This is a genomic window from Pelomonas cellulosilytica (genome assembly GCF_021353265.1).
In the GTDB taxonomy this organism is placed as follows: Bacteria; Pseudomonadota; Gammaproteobacteria; order Burkholderiales; family Burkholderiaceae_C; genus Pelomonas; species Pelomonas cellulosilytica.
In genome coordinates, this window is sequence record NZ_JAJTWU010000001.1 from 831,723 (window position 1) to 846,212 (window position 14,490).

Annotated in this window: 15 protein-coding genes; 7 read left to right on the plus strand and 8 right to left on the minus strand. The window is 67.8% G+C overall.

Going from position 1 to position 14,490, the window contains the following annotated elements; all coding sequences use genetic code 11:
- Nucleotides 1–21 precede the first annotated feature (21 nt).
- The gene (rimO, locus tag LXT13_RS03545; protein ID WP_233370218.1) at nt 22–1,404 is read left to right on the plus strand and encodes a 30S ribosomal protein S12 methylthiotransferase RimO; all 1,383 of its coding nucleotides are present in this window, start codon (nt 22–24) and stop codon (nt 1,402–1,404) included.
- Nucleotides 1,401–2,579 carry a PLP-dependent transferase gene (locus tag LXT13_RS03550; protein WP_233370219.1) on the plus strand — a complete coding sequence of 393 codons (1,179 nt, stop codon included), beginning with the start codon at nt 1,401–1,403 and terminating at the stop codon, nt 2,577–2,579. The genes rimO and LXT13_RS03550 overlap by 4 nt, the downstream gene beginning before the upstream one ends.
- Before the next feature lie 63 nt (nt 2,580–2,642).
- Here the strand turns inward: LXT13_RS03550 and smpB are convergent, their stop codons facing one another.
- Nucleotides 2,643–3,104 carry an SsrA-binding protein SmpB gene (smpB, locus tag LXT13_RS03555; protein ID WP_233370220.1) on the minus strand — a complete coding sequence of 154 codons (462 nt, stop codon included), beginning with the start codon at nt 3,102–3,104 and terminating at the stop codon, nt 2,643–2,645.
- A gap of 46 nt (nt 3,105–3,150) precedes the next feature.
- Between smpB and LXT13_RS03560 the strand changes: the two genes are divergently transcribed.
- Both LXT13_RS03560 and LXT13_RS03565 read left to right on the plus strand, forming a co-directional pair.
- Nucleotides 3,151–3,609 (plus strand): type II toxin-antitoxin system RatA family toxin, encoded by a 459-nt coding sequence (locus LXT13_RS03560; protein WP_233370221.1) that lies wholly within the window; start codon nt 3,151–3,153, stop codon nt 3,607–3,609.
- A gap of 28 nt (nt 3,610–3,637) precedes the next feature.
- Nucleotides 3,638–3,904 (plus strand): RnfH family protein, encoded by a 267-nt coding sequence (locus tag LXT13_RS03565; protein ID WP_233370222.1) that lies wholly within the window; start codon nt 3,638–3,640, stop codon nt 3,902–3,904.
- An 8-nt stretch (nt 3,905–3,912) separates the two neighbouring features.
- On the opposite strand, the gene LXT13_RS03570 is transcribed toward LXT13_RS03565, so the two are convergent.
- Nucleotides 3,913–4,416: a DUF4124 domain-containing protein gene (locus tag LXT13_RS03570; protein ID WP_233370223.1), complete on the minus strand. Its 504-nt coding sequence runs from the start codon at nt 4,414–4,416 to the stop codon at nt 3,913–3,915.
- A 58-nt stretch (nt 4,417–4,474) separates the two neighbouring features.
- Between LXT13_RS03570 and guaB the strand changes: the two genes are divergently transcribed.
- The 3 genes from guaB to guaA all read left to right on the plus strand — a co-directional run bounded on the left by guaB (nt 4,475) and on the right by guaA (nt 8,836).
- Nucleotides 4,475–5,947 carry an IMP dehydrogenase gene (gene guaB / locus LXT13_RS03575; protein ID WP_233370224.1) on the plus strand — a complete coding sequence of 491 codons (1,473 nt, stop codon included), beginning with the start codon at nt 4,475–4,477 and terminating at the stop codon, nt 5,945–5,947.
- 61 nt (nt 5,948–6,008) lie between these two features.
- The gene (locus LXT13_RS03580; protein ID WP_233370225.1) at nt 6,009–7,238 is read left to right on the plus strand and encodes a TCR/Tet family MFS transporter; all 1,230 of its coding nucleotides are present in this window, start codon (nt 6,009–6,011) and stop codon (nt 7,236–7,238) included.
- 11 nt (nt 7,239–7,249) lie between these two features.
- Nucleotides 7,250–8,836 (plus strand): glutamine-hydrolyzing GMP synthase, encoded by a 1,587-nt coding sequence (guaA, locus tag LXT13_RS03585; RefSeq protein ID WP_233370226.1) that lies wholly within the window; start codon nt 7,250–7,252, stop codon nt 8,834–8,836.
- Here the strand turns inward: guaA and LXT13_RS03590 are convergent.
- From LXT13_RS03590 to fur, 6 genes are all read right to left on the minus strand, one after another.
- Nucleotides 8,799–9,233, minus strand: a complete 435-nt coding sequence (locus LXT13_RS03590) for a helix-turn-helix domain-containing protein (protein ID WP_233370227.1) — start codon at nt 9,231–9,233, stop codon at nt 8,799–8,801. The genes guaA and LXT13_RS03590 overlap by 38 nt on opposite strands.
- A gap of 276 nt (nt 9,234–9,509) precedes the next feature.
- Entirely contained in the window at nt 9,510–11,048 is a 1,539-nt protein-coding gene (locus LXT13_RS03595) for a PepSY-associated TM helix domain-containing protein (protein WP_233370228.1), read from the minus strand.
- Complete coding sequence (locus LXT13_RS03600; RefSeq protein ID WP_233370229.1) at nt 11,045–11,317, minus strand: hypothetical protein; 273 nt, start codon at nt 11,315–11,317, stop codon at nt 11,045–11,047. The genes LXT13_RS03595 and LXT13_RS03600 overlap by 4 nt, the downstream gene beginning before the upstream one ends.
- Nucleotides 11,307–11,594 (minus strand): hypothetical protein, encoded by a 288-nt coding sequence (locus tag LXT13_RS03605; RefSeq protein WP_233370230.1) that lies wholly within the window; start codon nt 11,592–11,594, stop codon nt 11,307–11,309. The genes LXT13_RS03600 and LXT13_RS03605 overlap by 11 nt, the downstream gene beginning before the upstream one ends.
- Nucleotides 11,591–13,777 (minus strand): TonB-dependent receptor, encoded by a 2,187-nt coding sequence (locus LXT13_RS03610; protein ID WP_233370231.1) that lies wholly within the window; start codon nt 13,775–13,777, stop codon nt 11,591–11,593. The genes LXT13_RS03605 and LXT13_RS03610 overlap by 4 nt, the downstream gene beginning before the upstream one ends.
- A gap of 132 nt (nt 13,778–13,909) precedes the next feature.
- Nucleotides 13,910–14,344, minus strand: a complete 435-nt coding sequence (gene fur / locus LXT13_RS03615; RefSeq protein ID WP_233370317.1) for a ferric iron uptake transcriptional regulator — start codon at nt 14,342–14,344, stop codon at nt 13,910–13,912.
- Between the last annotated feature and the right edge of the window lie 146 nt (nt 14,345–14,490).

Below are 14,490 nucleotides of genomic sequence, written 5' to 3' on the forward strand. Positions count from 1 at the left end.
GACATCGCCGAAAATGCGGCGATGAACGACACGACCACCGCCGCCCCCAAGATCGGCTTCGTCAGCCTGGGCTGCCCCAAGGCGCTGACCGACAGCGAGCTGATCCTTACCCAGCTCCGCGCCGAGGGCTACGAGACCTCCAAGACCTTCGCAGGAGCCGATCTGGTGATCGTCAATACCTGCGGCTTCATTGACGATGCCGTCAAGGAGAGCCTGGATACCATCGGCGAGGCGCTGGCCGAGAACGGCAAGGTCATCGTGACCGGCTGCCTGGGGGCCAAGGCCGGTGCGGCCAGTACGGACGCCGGCAGCCTCGTCCGCGAGATCCATCCCAGCGTGCTGGCCGTCACCGGCCCGCATGCCACGCAGGAGGTCATGGACGCGGTGCACACGCATGTGCCTAAGCCGCACGACCCCTTCGTGGACCTGGTGCCGGCCTATGGCATCAAGCTCACGCCCAAGCACTACGCCTATCTGAAGATCAGCGAGGGCTGCAACCACCGCTGCTCGTTCTGCATCATCCCCAGCATGCGCGGCGACCTGGTCTCGCGTCCCATCGGGGACGTGCTGAACGAGGCGCGCGCGCTGTTCGAGAGCGGCGTGAAGGAGCTGCTCGTCATCAGCCAGGACACGTCGGCCTACGGTGTGGATGTGAAGTACCGCACCGGCTTCTGGGATGGCAAGCCGGTCAAGACGCGCATGCTGGACCTCGTCGCCCAGCTGGGCGAGCTGGCCAAGCCGTACGGCGCCTGGGTGCGGCTGCACTATGTCTACCCCTACCCGCACGTGGACGAGGTGCTGCCGCTGATGGCCGAAGGCCTGGTGCTGCCCTACTTGGACGTGCCATTCCAGCACGCCCACCCGGATGTGCTGAAGCGCATGAAGCGCCCCGCCAACGGCGAGAAGAACATGGAGCGCATCCTGCGTTGGCGCGAGGCCTGCCCGGAGTTGGTCATCCGCTCGACCTTCATCGCTGGCTTCCCCGGCGAGACGGAAGAGGAATTCCAGTACCTGCTCGACTTCATGCAGGAGGCCCGCATCGACCGCGCCGGCTGCTTCGCCTACTCGCCGGTGGAGGGCGCCAGCGCCAATGACATTCCTGGTGCGCTGCCCGACGAGGTGCGAGAGGAGCGGCGCGCGCGCTTCATGGCCGTCGCGGAGCGCGTTTCTGCAGAGAAGCTGCAGAGCCGTGTCGGCCAGACGCTGCAGGTGCTGGTGGACTCGGCGCCGGCACTGGGCCGCAAGGGCGGCGTGGGCCGCAGCTATGCGGACGCCCCTGAGATCGACGGCACTGTGAAGATCGTTCCGCCCGAGAAGGCCAGCAAGACGATGAAGGTGGGCGAGTTCGTGCGCGCCCGCGTCGTGGCCGCCGACGGGCATGACCTGGTGGCCACGCTCGCATGAAGCCCGCCACCGCACTGATCCACCACCCCTACCGCGCTCCCGACGGCTGGGATGCCGTGCCGGTGCCGGTGGCCAAGGCCTCGACTGTGCTGTTCAAGGACACGGCCGATCTGCACACGCCGCGCCCGCGCGATGGCCTCACCTACCGCTACGGCCTGCACGGCACGCCGACCAGCTACACGCTGGCCGCACGCATCGCGACGTTGGAGCATGCCGAGCACTGCCTGTTGGTGCCCAGTGGCCTGGCCGCGGTGACGCTGGTGTCGCTGGCCTTCCTGCGCCCGGGCGACGAGGTGTTGGTGCCCGACAACGTCTACGGCCAGAACCGCTACCTGACCGAATCATGGCTGCCGCAGTGGGGTGTGACGCACCGCTTCTACGACCCGCTGACGGTGCCCGAGCTGCGCGACAACACCAAGCTCGTCTGGCTAGAAGCCGCGGGCTCCATCACACTGGAGTTCCCAGACCTGCTCGGAACCTTGGCCTTCTGCCGCGAGCGCGGCGTGCTGACGGCGCTGGATAACACCTGGGGTGCCGGCCTGGCCTTCAACGGTTTCGAGCCGGCGCCGGGCAAGCACCCGGGCCTGGGTGCCGATATCGTCATGCAGGCGCTGACGAAGTATCCGAGCGGTGGCGCGGACGTGCTGATGGGGTCCGTGTGTACGCGCGACGACAAGCTGCACGACCGGCTCAACCATGCTCACGAACACCTGGGCTACGGCCTGGGCCAGAACGACGTCGAGCTGGTGCTGCGCGGCCTGCCGACGATGCCGCTGCGCTACGCAGCGCAGGACCGCGTCACGCGGGAGCTGGCGAGCTGGATGGCCGGCCGGCCGGAGGTCGCACGGGTCTTCCATCCGGCGCTGCCTGGCTCACCGGGGCATGAGCACTGGCTGGCTGTCGGGGCCACAGGCGCGGCCTGCCTGTTCTCGGTCGCGTTCAAGCCCGAGCAAGGCCCGCGCGAGGTGGATGCCTTCGTCGATGCGCTGCAGCTCTTCGGCATCGGCTACTCGTGGGCTGGCCCGATGAGCCTGGCCGTGCCCTACGACATGGGCCGCAGTCGCAACCTGCCTCTGCCGTTCGAGGGTCGCACGCTCGTGCGGTTCGCCATCGGGCTGGAAGATGGCGACGACCTGAGGGCCGACATCGAGCAGGCGCTATCAGCCCTTCGCTGACACCTTCTGGCGCATCAGCTGGCCTTGTTGGCGAAAAGGGCAATGAGCCACTGGCGCGGCTCGTCAGTCCTTGCGGCCTGTCGATGCGTGCCGCATCAATTGGCCCTTTTCCCGCTCCCAGTCCCGCTTCTTCTCGGTCTCGCGCTTGTCATGTTGCGCCTTGCCCTTGGCCAGCGCGATGTCGGCCTTCACGCGGCCGCCCTTGTAGTGCAGGTTCAGCGGTACCAGCGTGAAGCCGCGCTGCTCCACCTTGCCGATCAGCCGCTTGATCTCCGCCTTGTGCATCAGCAGCTTCTTCGTGCGGTCCGCTTCGGGGTTGACGTGCGTGGACGCGCTGCGCAGCGCGTTGATGCGGCAACCGATCAGGAACAGCTCGCCGTTCTTGATCAGCACGTAGCCGTCGGTCAGCTGCACCTGGCCGGCCCGAATGGCCTTGATCTCCCAGCCAGACAGCACGACGCCGGCCTCGAACTGTTCTTCGATGTGGTAGTCGTAACGGGCGCGGCGGTTCTCGGCGATGGACATGGAAGCGATATGGGGGCGAACCCCCTTCATACAATCGCGAGATTCTATGAAGCAGGTTAAAAAGTCAGTACTGCTCTGGTACACGCCGCAGGAGATGTACGAGCTGGTCACCGCGGTGGAGCGTTACCCCGAGTTCCTGCCGTGGTGCAACAAGGTCGAGGTGCTCGCCCGCGAGGGCGACTCGGTGACGGCCCGGCTGCACCTGGCCTATGCCGGCGTGAGGCATGCGTTCACGACGCGCAACCGCAACCTGGCGGGTGAATCCGTGCGCATGGAACTCGTTGACGGGCCGTTTTCGCAGCTGGACGGTCTGTGGCAGTTCCTGCCGTTGAGCAAGCCCGGCAGCGGTGGTGCTGTCAATGCCTGCAAGATCGGCTTCGACCTGAACTACGCGTTCAGCAGCGGCGCGCTGGAGGCCGTGGTGAGCCCGGTGTTTGACCGCATCGCTAACACCTTCGTCGACAGCTTCGTCAACCGCGCCGAGGTCATCTACGGTGCGCGTTGAACTGGTGTGGAGCCCTGTCGCTGGCGACGTGCAGCATCGCTGGCTGGAGGTGGGGGAGGGCGCCACGATCGACACCGCGCTACGCGGCTGTGCCGAGTTCAGTCCGCCGCCCGGGGAACTGCGCGTGGGCATCTGGGGCCGTGTGCGACCGCTGGACACGGCGCTACGCGAGCGGGACCGTATCGAGGTCTACCGGCCGTTGACCGTCGACCCCAAGGAGGCGCGCCGGCTGCGCTACGCCAAGCGCGGTGAGCGCATCGTGTCGCGCCACCGGCCCAAGCACGCCGGCGGCTGAGCCGCTATTCAGCGGCAGTCGCTCGTCATGATCGTGCGGATGCGATCGGCCTCGGCCTGACGCTGCGCATCGTCCATGAAGACGCGCTCACCCTTCTCGTTGGTGCGCGTGATGCGCACGCCGCTTTGCAGTTCGCGCAGGTTGGCCTGGGCCCTCAAGCAGTTCTCGCGCCGCTGTTCCGCCAGCTTGCGCTCTTCTTCCTTCTGCTTGGCGTTCTCGCGGTCCTGCTCCTGTTTCTGGCGTGCGGCGGCCTCCTGTTCGGCCTTGCCAGGCGCGCTGGCGGCCGGCTTGGGCGCCGAGGCCGCGCTGGCCGGCTGATCGGCCGGCACGACCGTCACGCTACGCGAGGCGGCCGCGGGGCGTTGCAGGATGTCCTTGTCGGGCGTGCCGGCCGGCGGCGGCCGGTCGCTGTATTGCACGTTGCCCTTGGCGTCCTTCCACTTCCACTGCGCGTGCGCGGTGGCAGCCAAGGTCAGGGCGACGACGGCGAGGAGCAGGGGCTTGAGGTTCATGCTGAAAGTGTAGCGGCCACCCTCCGTATAATGCCGCTTTGCGTCTGGAGCTTTCCTCATGCGCCTTCTCGGCAAAGCGCTCACCTTCGACGATGTGTTGTTGGTGCCAGCGTTCTCCCAGGTGTTGCCCCGCGACACCAGCCTTGCGACCCGTCTGTCGCGCAACATCCCCCTCAATCTGCCGCTCGTGTCCGCCGCGATGGACACCGTGACGGAGGCGCGCTTGGCGATCGCTATCGCGCAGGAGGGCGGCATCGGCATCGTGCACAAGAACTTGTCGGCTGAGGCGCAGGCGCGCGAGGTTGCCCGGGTCAAGCGCTATGAGAGCGGCGTCGTCCGCGAGCCGCTGACCATCGGCCCCGACGCCACCGTCCGCGAAGTCGTCGAGCTGACCCGCCTGCACGGCTTCTCGGGTTTCCCGGTGCTGGAAGGCAAGCGCGTCGTCGGCATCGTCACCGGCCGCGACCTGCGCTTCGAGACGCGCATGGACGCCAAGGTTCGCGAGATCATGACACCGGCCGAGAAGCTCATCACCGTGCGCGAAGGCGCGTCACTTGATGAAGCCAAGGCGCTGATGCACACGCACAAGCTGGAGCGCGTCGTCGTCATCAACGACGCCTTCGAGCTGCGCGGCCTGATGACGGTGAAGGACATCACCAAGCAGACCAGCTTCCCCAACGCCGCTCGTGACTCACATGGCGGCCTGCGTGTCGGCGCCGCGGTCGGCTTTGGCGAAGACACCGAGCAGCGCGTCGAGCTGCTGGTCAAGGCCGGCGTGGACGCCATCATCGTCGACACCGCCCACGGCCACAGCGCCGGCGTGCTGGAGCGCGTGCGCTGGGTCAAGCGCAACTTCCCGCAGGTCGATGTCATCGGCGGCAACATCGCGACGGGCGCTGCGGCGCTGGCGTTGGTGGAGGCCGGCGCGGATGGCGTCAAGGTCGGCATCGGCCCGGGCTCGATCTGCACGACCCGCATCGTCGCGGGCGTGGGCGTGCCTCAGATCACGGCGGTCGACAACGTCGCGACTGCACTGCGCGGCACCGGCGTGCCGGTCATCGCGGACGGCGGCGTGCGGTTCTCCGGCGACCTGGCCAAGGCCATCGCCGCGGGCGCCGACTGCGTCATGATGGGCGGCGCGTTCGCCGGCACGGAAGAAGCCCCGGGTGAGACCATCCTCTACCAGGGCCGCACGTTCAAGAGCTATCGCGGCATGGGCTCGATGGGCGCGATGGCCAAGGGCAGCGCGGACCGCTACTTCCAGGACACGTCGGCCAACAACCCCAACACGTCCAAGCTCGTGCCCGAGGGCATCGAGGGCCAGGTGCCCTACAAGGGCTCGGTCGTGCAGGTCATCTTCCAGATGGCCGGGGGCCTGAAGGCGTCCATGCACTACTGTGGCTGCGCGACCATCGCCGACATGCAGAACAAGGCCGAGTTCGTCGAGATCACGACCGCCGGCATGCGCGAGAGCCATGTCCACGACGTGCAGATCACGAAGGAAGCACCGAACTACAACCGCAGCGAGTGAGCTGAACCAGGCGACAACGGGGCGATCGGAGAATCGCCCCGTTTCTCATTTCAGAACCCCGATGAGTGCCAATTCCCCACGCGCCCCGGCCATGGGCTTCATCATGGCCGCCGTGCTGATCGACATGATCTCGATCGGCCTGATGGTGCCGGTGCTGCCGCACATCGTGGGCACGTTTACCAGCGGCAACGACGAGCAGACCTCGGCCTTTCTGATGGTCACGCTGGCCTTCGGCGTGGCCAACTTCATCGGCTCGCCGGTGCTGGGCGCGCTGTCGGATCGCTTCGGCCGCCGGCCCGTGCTACTGATCGGCTTCGCCGGCCTGGCGCTGAGCTTCTTCGTCACGGCGATGGCGACGGCCTTGTGGATGCTGGTCGTCGTGCGACTGTTCTCCGGCGCGATGCAGGCCAACGTGGCTATCGCCAATGCCTACGTCGCCGACATCACCGCACCCGAGGACCGCGCCCGCCGTTTCGGCCAGCTCGGCGCGATGTTCGGCATCGGCTTCATCCTCGGGCCGGTCATCGGCGGCTGGCTGGGCCACTATGACGTGCACTGGCCGTTCTTCGCCGCCGGCTCTATGGCCGTGTTGAACTGGTGCTATGGCTTCTTCGTGCTGCCGGAGTCGCTGCCGAAGGACCGCCGCAGCCCCTTCGACTGGAAGAAGGCCAACCCAGTGACGGCGCTGCGCGGGCTGACGGCCCTCAAGGGAGTGGGGCCGCTGGTTTCGGTCATCGCCTTGTCGTCGCTGGCGCAGTTCACGCTGCACAACACCTGGGTGCTCTACACCAAGTTCCGTTTCGGCTGGGGGCCGCTGGCGGTCAGCTGGTCGCTGTTCGTCGTGGGCCTGGCCTCCGTGCTGAGCCAGGGCGTGCTGCTGCGGCCGCTGCTCAAGCGCTTCACCCCGCAGCGCCTGGCGCTGATCAGCATGGCCTCCGGCACGCTCGCCTACGCCGGCTACGGCCTGGCGACTCAGGGCTGGATGATGTATGTCGTCATCGGCCTGAACCTGCTTGGCGGTGTGGGCGCCGCGGCCTTGCAGAGCTTCATCTCCAACGCCGCCGGCCCGGCCCACCAGGGCCGCGCGATGGGTGCGGTGTCGTCGCTCAACAGTCTGATGGCCGTCATCGCACCCGCGCTCGGGCTCTCGCTGCTGGCCCAGGTGTCGCACCGCCCGCCGGGCGACCTGCTGATGGGCCTGCCCTTCTTCGCCAGTGCCGCGCTGCAAGCGGTGGCGCTGCTGATCACCCTCCGTTTCTTCCGCAGCCAGCCGGCGCCGCAGCCGGCCTGAAAGTGCACGCCATGCAACACGACAAGGTCCTCATCCTCGACTTCGGCTCCCAGGTCACGCAGCTCATCGCCCGCCGCGTGCGCGAGTCGGCGGTGTACTGCGAGATCCATCCGAACGACGTGTCGGACGACTTCGTCCGCGGCTTCGCGCCCAAGGCCATCATCCTCAGCGGCAGCCACGCTTCCACGTACGAGGACCACGAGCTGCGCGCGCCGCAGGTGGTCTGGGAGCTGGGTGTGCCGGTGCTGGGCATCTGCTACGGCATGCAGACGATGGCCGTGCAGCTGGGTGGCAGCGTCGAGTGGAGCGACCACCGCGAGTTCGGCTACGCCGAGGTGCGCGCGCACGGCCACACCAAGCTGCTTGAAGGCATCCAGGACTTCGAGACGCCCGAGAAGCACGGCATGCTGAAGGTGTGGATGAGCCACGGCGACAAGGTCTCGGCGCTGCCGCACGGCTTCAAGCTGATGGCCTCCACGCCGAGCTGCCCCATCGCCGGCATGGCCGACGAGGCGCGTGGCTTCTACGCCGTGCAGTTCCACCCCGAGGTCACGCACACGCTCCAAGGTGCGGCCATGCTGCGCCGCTTCGTGCGCGACATCGCTGGCTGCAAGGGCGACTGGCAGATGGGCAGCTACATCGACGAGGCCGTGGCGCGCATCCGCGAGCAGGTCGGTGACGAGGAAGTCATCCTGGGTCTGTCCGGCGGCGTGGACTCGTCCGTCGCCGCGGCGCTGATCCACCGCGCCATCGGCGACCAGCTCACCTGCGTCTTCGTCGACCACGGCCTGCTGCGCCTGAATGAAGGTCGCATGGTCATGGAGATGTTCGCCGGTCGCTTGCATGCAAAGGTCGTGCACGTGGATGCGAGCGAACAGTTCCTCGGCAAGCTGGCTGGCGTGACCGACCCCGAGCGCAAGCGCAAGATCATCGGCGCCGAGTTCGTCGAGGTCTTCCAGGCCGAGGCCAAGAAGCTGTCGAATGCCAAGTGGCTGGCCCAGGGCACGATCTACCCCGATGTGGTGGAGAGCGGCGGCACCAAGACCAAGAAGGCGACGACGATCAAGAGCCACCACAACGTCGGCGGTCTGCCCGAGACGCTGGGCCTCAAACTGCTGGAGCCGCTGCGCGAGCTGTTCAAAGACGAGGTGCGTGCTCTGGGCGTGGCGCTGGGCCTTCCTGAGGACATGGTCTACCGTCATCCGTTCCCGGGGCCGGGCCTCGGCGTGCGAATCCTCGGTGAGATCAAGAAGGACTATGCCGACCTGCTGCGTCGCGCCGACGCGATCTTCATTGAGGAACTGCGAAACACCATCGACCCGGCCACGGGCAAGAGCTGGTACGCGCTCACGAGCCAGGCCTTCGCCGTCTTCCTTCCGGTCAAGAGCGTGGGCGTGATGGGCGACGGTCGCACGTACGACTACGTCGTCGCACTGCGTGCCGTGCAAACCAGCGACTTCATGACGGCCGATTGGGCCGAGCTGCCCTACGCGCTGCTCAAGCGCACGTCGAGTCGCATCATCAACGAGGTCCGTGGCATCAACCGCGTGACCTACGACGTCAGCAGCAAGCCGCCGGCGACCATCGAGTGGGAGTGATGCAGCGTTCGGGGCAGTTCGGTCGCCGCTGAGGCCTACTCGCGCCTACTCGCGTGCCGCGCCTCAGTGGAGCGCGGTCTCGTGTCGCAGCACGGCGGACAGCATCGGAACGCGGTGCGAAGTTGCCGGGGTTGTTGAAACCTGCGGCAAAGGCGATTTCCTGCACCGTCATGGCCGTCGAGGTCAGTAGCCGGGCCCCCTCGCGAACCCGCTCCTCGCTGACGAAGCCGGAGACGGTCTGCCCCAGGTGGTCGCGGAACAGTGCCAACAAGCGCTTCTCGTGCAGTCCGAGGCGTCGCGCCAGCTCCGGCACCGGAGGCAGCCCTGCCAGGTTGGTGCGGATGTAGCGAACGGCCTCCTGCACCAGAAGGGCATCGGCATCGCGCCGAGCTGCCATGTCGCCCACGTTGACCGCCGACGTCCTGCCCTTTACGCCGGCCACGTGATCGGCTAACGACGGGGTGCTGTCTGGCGTGCGCAGCCCTTCCCGGAGGGGGCTGGGTCGGCATATCCGCCGATCCAGCCCGTCGGCGGATGGCGCCACCGCGGACGTGGCCTCACCAGTCGGTGTGCCTGTCCATGTTGTCGGGCTGCATGCTGGCTCGAAGCCCGGAGCCGCGTCTGATCGACGCGTCCGATTGACCCATCACAGCGGGCGCTGCGGGTGGCTGTTTCACGCGGCAGTTGCCCAGACGCTGTAGGCCGGTCCGGATCGAGCCCGGCGGCGAGTGGCGCGCGCGATGGCGAGCAACATTGCAGCGCCGGCCAACGCGGTCAGGTCAGTCGCCCACAGCGTGGCATCGCCCAGCAACCGTTGCGCGTCGAACATCGCCATATCCGCTCCCGCAATGGCGGCGGTCACAGCGGCCGATGCCACGCACAGCTCCACGGCGGCCCGCGGCAGCGGCCGGGCGAAGGCCCACAGCACGCAGCTTCCCAGCACGGCGAGGTACGCCGCCTCCAGCCATGGGGACAGCCGCGGCTCGCCGACGATGCGGGTCAGCAGGAACAGCGCCGAGATGCCCGCCATGCAGCCCAGGCAGACGCCCAGCGTCAGCCGGGCCATGACGCCGGCGCGCCGCAGCTGTTCGGGTTGGCGGTGCTTGCGGCGCGACTCCACCCACAACAGATTGCCACTGTAGAAGAGGAAGGCGCCGCCGAGCGAGAGCAGGCAATAGACCCAGCGCAGCACCAGTCCGCCGTAGTCGCCGAAATGCAGCGTCTGCAGGCCGCGCAGCAGCGCCGTGCCGCTGCTGTAGTTGGACGGCGTCTGGGCGTGCAGCAATTCGCCGGTCGCGCCGTTGAGTTCGATGCGGGCCGAGTCGCTGAGGTGGCGTTGCTGAAGATGGCCGTCGGTCTCGACATGCGCCTGAGCACTGCCGGCCTTGCGGATGTGCAGCCGTTCCACCTCCAGCCCCGGCGCTGCGGCCTGGGCTGCGGCCACGAGCCGGGCAAGGCTCAGCAGCGGGGCTTTCTCGTCGGTCTGGGCGACCGGTCGCGAGAACCCTGCCTGCGGGCCGACGAGGTCCAGCAACTTGCCATCGAACACGAAGAACTGGAAGGGGGCCAGCAGCAGCGTGCCGATGGTCAGCACAGCGCCGCTCCACGCGAACACGACGTGAAAGGGCAGCGACAGCAGCCCGACGGCGTTGTGCGCGTCCTGCCAGAGCCGCTTGATGTTGCGGCCCCAGCGCAGCGCGAACAGGTCTCGCGCCAGCATGGGCATGTAGATGACGACACCGCTGACGAGCGCCAGGCCATACAGCAGACAGACGACGCCCAGCACATAAGTGCCCCAGGGGCGCGGTAGTCCCGCCGTGTAGTGCAGCCTGTAGATGAAGTCGGCGAGGTCGGTGTGTTCCTCGTGCGGCCGCACCTGACCATCCGGTCCCAGCTCGAACTCTCGCCAGTGGCGGGTCCTTGGATCAGGGCCGGCAACTTGCAGATCGCCGCCCTCGTGAGGTAGGTAGACGCGAATGTCGGCGGCCATGGCGGGCTCGCGGGCGAGCACGTTGTCCAGCAGCCGCTGCGCATCGTCCAGCGTCTTGGGAGGGGCCGCCCGTGTTGGCGCCGAGGCCATCGCCCAGGCTTGGATGGGCTCGCGAAACAGCGTCAGCGCGCCGGCATAGAAGGCGATGAACAACAGCAGGCCGGCACACATGCCGACGGCGCTGTGAACGGCGAGAAACCTGCGCAAGGTCTCGGCCTTCATGCGGCGACTCCCGGCCAGCCGAGGGCTTTCAGAACTTGCAGCACCCCAAAGCACAGCAGCGTGCCGTCGCCCATGACGAGCCAGGCGCTGCGGCCGCTGCGCAGCGCGAAGGGCAACGCCAGCAGCGCGACCCAGACGACGAAAGCGCACACCAGCAGAAGGAGCGTGTGGTCGCCCAGCGCGCGTGGCAACAGCCGCGTCGCGAGGCCCACCAGGCCCACGGTCAGCGGCAGGCCCAGCAGAGCTGCGGCCAGGGACCTAGACCACATCGCGCACCTCCGTGCGGTGGCGCCAGGCATTGATGAAAGGCAGCAACATGCACCCCAGCATGGCAGCGCTGATCACCACGCCAGATGCCGCTGCGAGGCCCAGCGCGGGGTGCAGCAGCGCGGTGGCGCCCGCCAGCAGCGTCAGGGCTGCCCAGCGCCAGCGTGCGGGCGTTTTCGTGGCGCTCCAGAGGCGCTGGTGCTGGCTGGTCCGGTACAGGCAGACGGCGGCGGCGAGCGCCAGCGCCGTGGCGACGAAGGGTCCGTTGGCGTGGTTCACAGCTGCGCCTCCAGTCCGAGGCCCACGGTGCGGCCGGCGCCCAGCGTCAGCACCTGACGGGTGCTGGTGGTGTTCCAGCGATAGACGGCGTAGGTCTGGTCGAACAGGTTGGCGCCGTAGGCGAACGCGCGCACCCTGGGGGCGAGCTGGTAGGCAAGCTTGGCGTTCAGCACGACGTGGCCCGGGCTGCGCGTGCTCGCATCGTTGACGGCCTCGCTGTAAGTGCCACCCTCGTAGACGACGTCGCTGTTCAAGGTCCAATCGCCCCGCTTCCAGCTGAAGCCCAGCGAGGCCGTCTGGCGCGGCGAGCCGGGGAACTGCTTGCCGCTGTAGTTGCCGGAGGGAACGCTGAAGTCCTGGAACCTGGTACGCGACACGCCCAGTGCGCCGAACAGTTCCAGTCCCGGCGCCGCCTGGCCGCGAAGCTCGAACTCCAGCCCGTGCAGTCGCGACCTGCCGGCATTGACGTAGTAGACGTCCAGGCTGTTCGCGCCAACGTTGACCTGCTGGTCGCGCCAGTCCACTCGATAGGCGTTGACTGCCAACAGCAGTCCCGGCAGCGGCTGGCCTTTCAATGACAGGTCGTAGTTGGTGGTGTATTCAGGTTCATAGGCGTTGGCGCCCCGCTGGTAGCTGTAGTTCACGCCGCCGGTGCGGTAGCCGCGTTGCACGGCCAGGCCGGCCTGCCAGTCCCGGGTGAGCTCGTACCGCGCCGCCAGCTTGGGCAGCCAGGCGCTGTAGCGTGTGTTGAGCACCTGTGTCCCGTCGGGCGCGATGACGCTGTTGGCCCGCAACAGCTGCACGATGCGGGCCGCCGTGGGTGTGGTGCCGTCGGTCTCGGAGCCGATGTCGCGATCCTGGGCCTCATGGTCGTAGCGCACGCCAGCGGTCAGCGTGAGACGGTCGATCGTGTAGTCGAACTCGCCGAAGACGGCGCGGTTGCTCACGCGCTCTTTGTTCAGGTTGCGGCGACGCACAAAGTCAGCCTTGTATGCGGCCTCGCAGGCGGCCACGCTGGGGCACTGGCCGAAGACGCCCAGCACGTAGGACACCGGCACGGTATAGAGGTAGTCGTCGTCCTGGCTGCCGCGCGACATGAAAAGTCCCGCCACGCCCTTGAGCTTGTTGCCACCAACGCGGGTCTCGAAGTTGGCCCGCAGTTCGTGGGATTGATGGCGGTCGTCGATCAGGGTCGCGGAGGTGCCCTGGTTCAGCTCGGTCTCGTCGTAGTCGTAGGCGCGGTCATAGTGGTTGCGGGCCCAGGTGCTGAGCCAGGTCCATTCAGCCCCGGCCCAGCTCCAGTTCTGTTCCAGAGCGAGGCTTCGCGCACGGGTCTTCTGATGTCCGCCTTCGTTGGCGAGGGAGATGCGCTCCTGCGGTTTGCGCAGGGTTGCTTCCGCGTAGGGGCGGCCCGTGTCCAGTCGCACGTCGGCGTAGGTCAGCAGTGCCTGGTAGCTGTCGCCGAATGGTGTCAGGCGCAGCTTGCCCCGGAAAGTACCGCCGTCGTCATGGTTCCATCGCTTGTCTTGCCGCGTCTCGTTGAACAGCCCGCCGGCATCGCGATGCGCTTCCGCGGCGATGCGGAAGGCCGCCAGGTCCTTCACCAGCGCGCCGCCGCCGGCCACAGCCACCCTGCGCGTGTCCTGGTTGCCCATGCTCACACGGCCGCGCAGGTCCCAATCGTCCGTGGGGCCGCGCGTCTTCATGACGACGGCACCGGCCAGCGCATTGCGACCCTGGTTGGTGGACTGCGGGCCGCGCAGGACCTCCACGGCTTCGACATCCCAGACCGACAGGTCGGCGATGCTGGCGCCCGCGGCTTCCTGCGCGACGCCGTCGACCGTGACGGTGGCCGTCTTGCCGGAGCCGCCGCCCGGTCCGTAGAGCGGGATGCCACGGATCGTGAGGCCTTGCGTCGTGCCGACGTTGGCCAGGCGGGAGGCCACGTCTTGCAGCGTCACATTGGCTTGTTCGTCGATCTGCCGGCCGCTGCGCGTGCCGACGCTCTGCGTGGACTCCAGCTCCGAACGCTTGAGCTTGTCGCCGCTGATGACGACGGTGCCCAGCCGGGCCGCTGGCCTGCCGGCGTCGTCAGCCGCGTCCTCGGCGCGGGCTGCAGGCAGGGTCAGGATCAGTCCGGAAGCTGCGAACAGCAGCCGCCGGGCGAGACGTGGTGAGGACATGGATTTCGGCTCCGTATGGGAAGGGTGGTGTCATGGCTGGCTGGCTCCGGGCTGGCGCGCGATTGACGAAAGGCGTGGAAGGCAAGTCCGGCAGCCCGTACAAGCTGCCGCATGGGGAGCGCGCAAGCGGAGCTACCGCTCCGGCTGGCAGCGCGAACACAGGCCATACAGGGCCAGTGCATGCGCCTGCAGGCGGAAGCTGCGCTCGGCGGCGATGGCCTGCTGACGGCATTCGATCTCGGCGTCCGAGAACTCCTCCACCCGGCCGCAGCGCAGGCAGACGAGGTGGTCATGGTGGTCGCCCTCGTTGAGCTCGAAGACGGCCTTGCCAGTGTCGAAATGCGTGCGCAGCAGCAGGCCAGCCTGCGCGAACTGCATCAACACGCGATAGACGGTCGCCAGGCCGATGTCGGCGTCCTGCAGCAACAGGGCCTGGTAGATCTCTTCGGCACTCCAGTGGCGCTGTCGCCGCTGCTGGAAGATGCGGAGGACCTTGATGCGGGGGGTGGTGGCCTTCAGGCCGGAGGCGTGGATGTCGTCGATCTGGTCGCCTGGGCGGTGCGGCATGGCCTTCATCGCGCGGCGACGGACCTGCAACCGACCGGCAGGCCGCGCGGCGGTGTGCAGTGATCGCCCGTTGCGGACGCTGCCGGCGGCGTGCACCTCGCTGCGCGGCTTCTGCGGCACGGGCGGTTCGCCCGGTCGGCGTCGAT

Excerpts from the sequence above, each read along its gene's own strand:
- rimO (WP_233370218.1), top strand. The coding sequence starts at position 22 with ATGAACGACACGACCACCGCCGCCCCCAAGATCGGCTTCGTCAGCCTG.
- LXT13_RS03550 (WP_233370219.1), top strand. The coding sequence starts at position 1,401 with ATGAAGCCCGCCACCGCACTGATCCACCACCCCTACCGCGCTCCCGAC.
- smpB (WP_233370220.1), bottom strand. The coding sequence starts at position 3,104 with ATGTCCATCGCCGAGAACCGCCGCGCCCGTTACGACTACCACATCGAA.
- LXT13_RS03560 (WP_233370221.1), top strand. The coding sequence starts at position 3,151 with ATGAAGCAGGTTAAAAAGTCAGTACTGCTCTGGTACACGCCGCAGGAG.
- LXT13_RS03570 (WP_233370223.1), bottom strand. The coding sequence starts at position 4,416 with ATGAACCTCAAGCCCCTGCTCCTCGCCGTCGTCGCCCTGACCTTGGCT.
- guaB (WP_233370224.1), top strand. The coding sequence starts at position 4,475 with ATGCGCCTTCTCGGCAAAGCGCTCACCTTCGACGATGTGTTGTTGGTG.
- LXT13_RS03580 (WP_233370225.1), top strand. The coding sequence starts at position 6,009 with ATGAGTGCCAATTCCCCACGCGCCCCGGCCATGGGCTTCATCATGGCC.
- guaA (WP_233370226.1), top strand. The coding sequence starts at position 7,250 with ATGCAACACGACAAGGTCCTCATCCTCGACTTCGGCTCCCAGGTCACG.
- LXT13_RS03590 (WP_233370227.1), bottom strand. The coding sequence starts at position 9,233 with ATGGCAGCTCGGCGCGATGCCGATGCCCTTCTGGTGCAGGAGGCCGTT.
- LXT13_RS03595 (WP_233370228.1), bottom strand. The coding sequence starts at position 11,048 with ATGAAGGCCGAGACCTTGCGCAGGTTTCTCGCCGTTCACAGCGCCGTC.
- LXT13_RS03600 (WP_233370229.1), bottom strand. The coding sequence starts at position 11,317 with ATGTGGTCTAGGTCCCTGGCCGCAGCTCTGCTGGGCCTGCCGCTGACC.
- LXT13_RS03610 (WP_233370231.1), bottom strand. The coding sequence starts at position 13,777 with ATGTCCTCACCACGTCTCGCCCGGCGGCTGCTGTTCGCAGCTTCCGGA.
- fur (WP_233370317.1), bottom strand. The coding sequence starts at position 14,344 with ATGCCGCACCGCCCAGGCGACCAGATCGACGACATCCACGCCTCCGGC.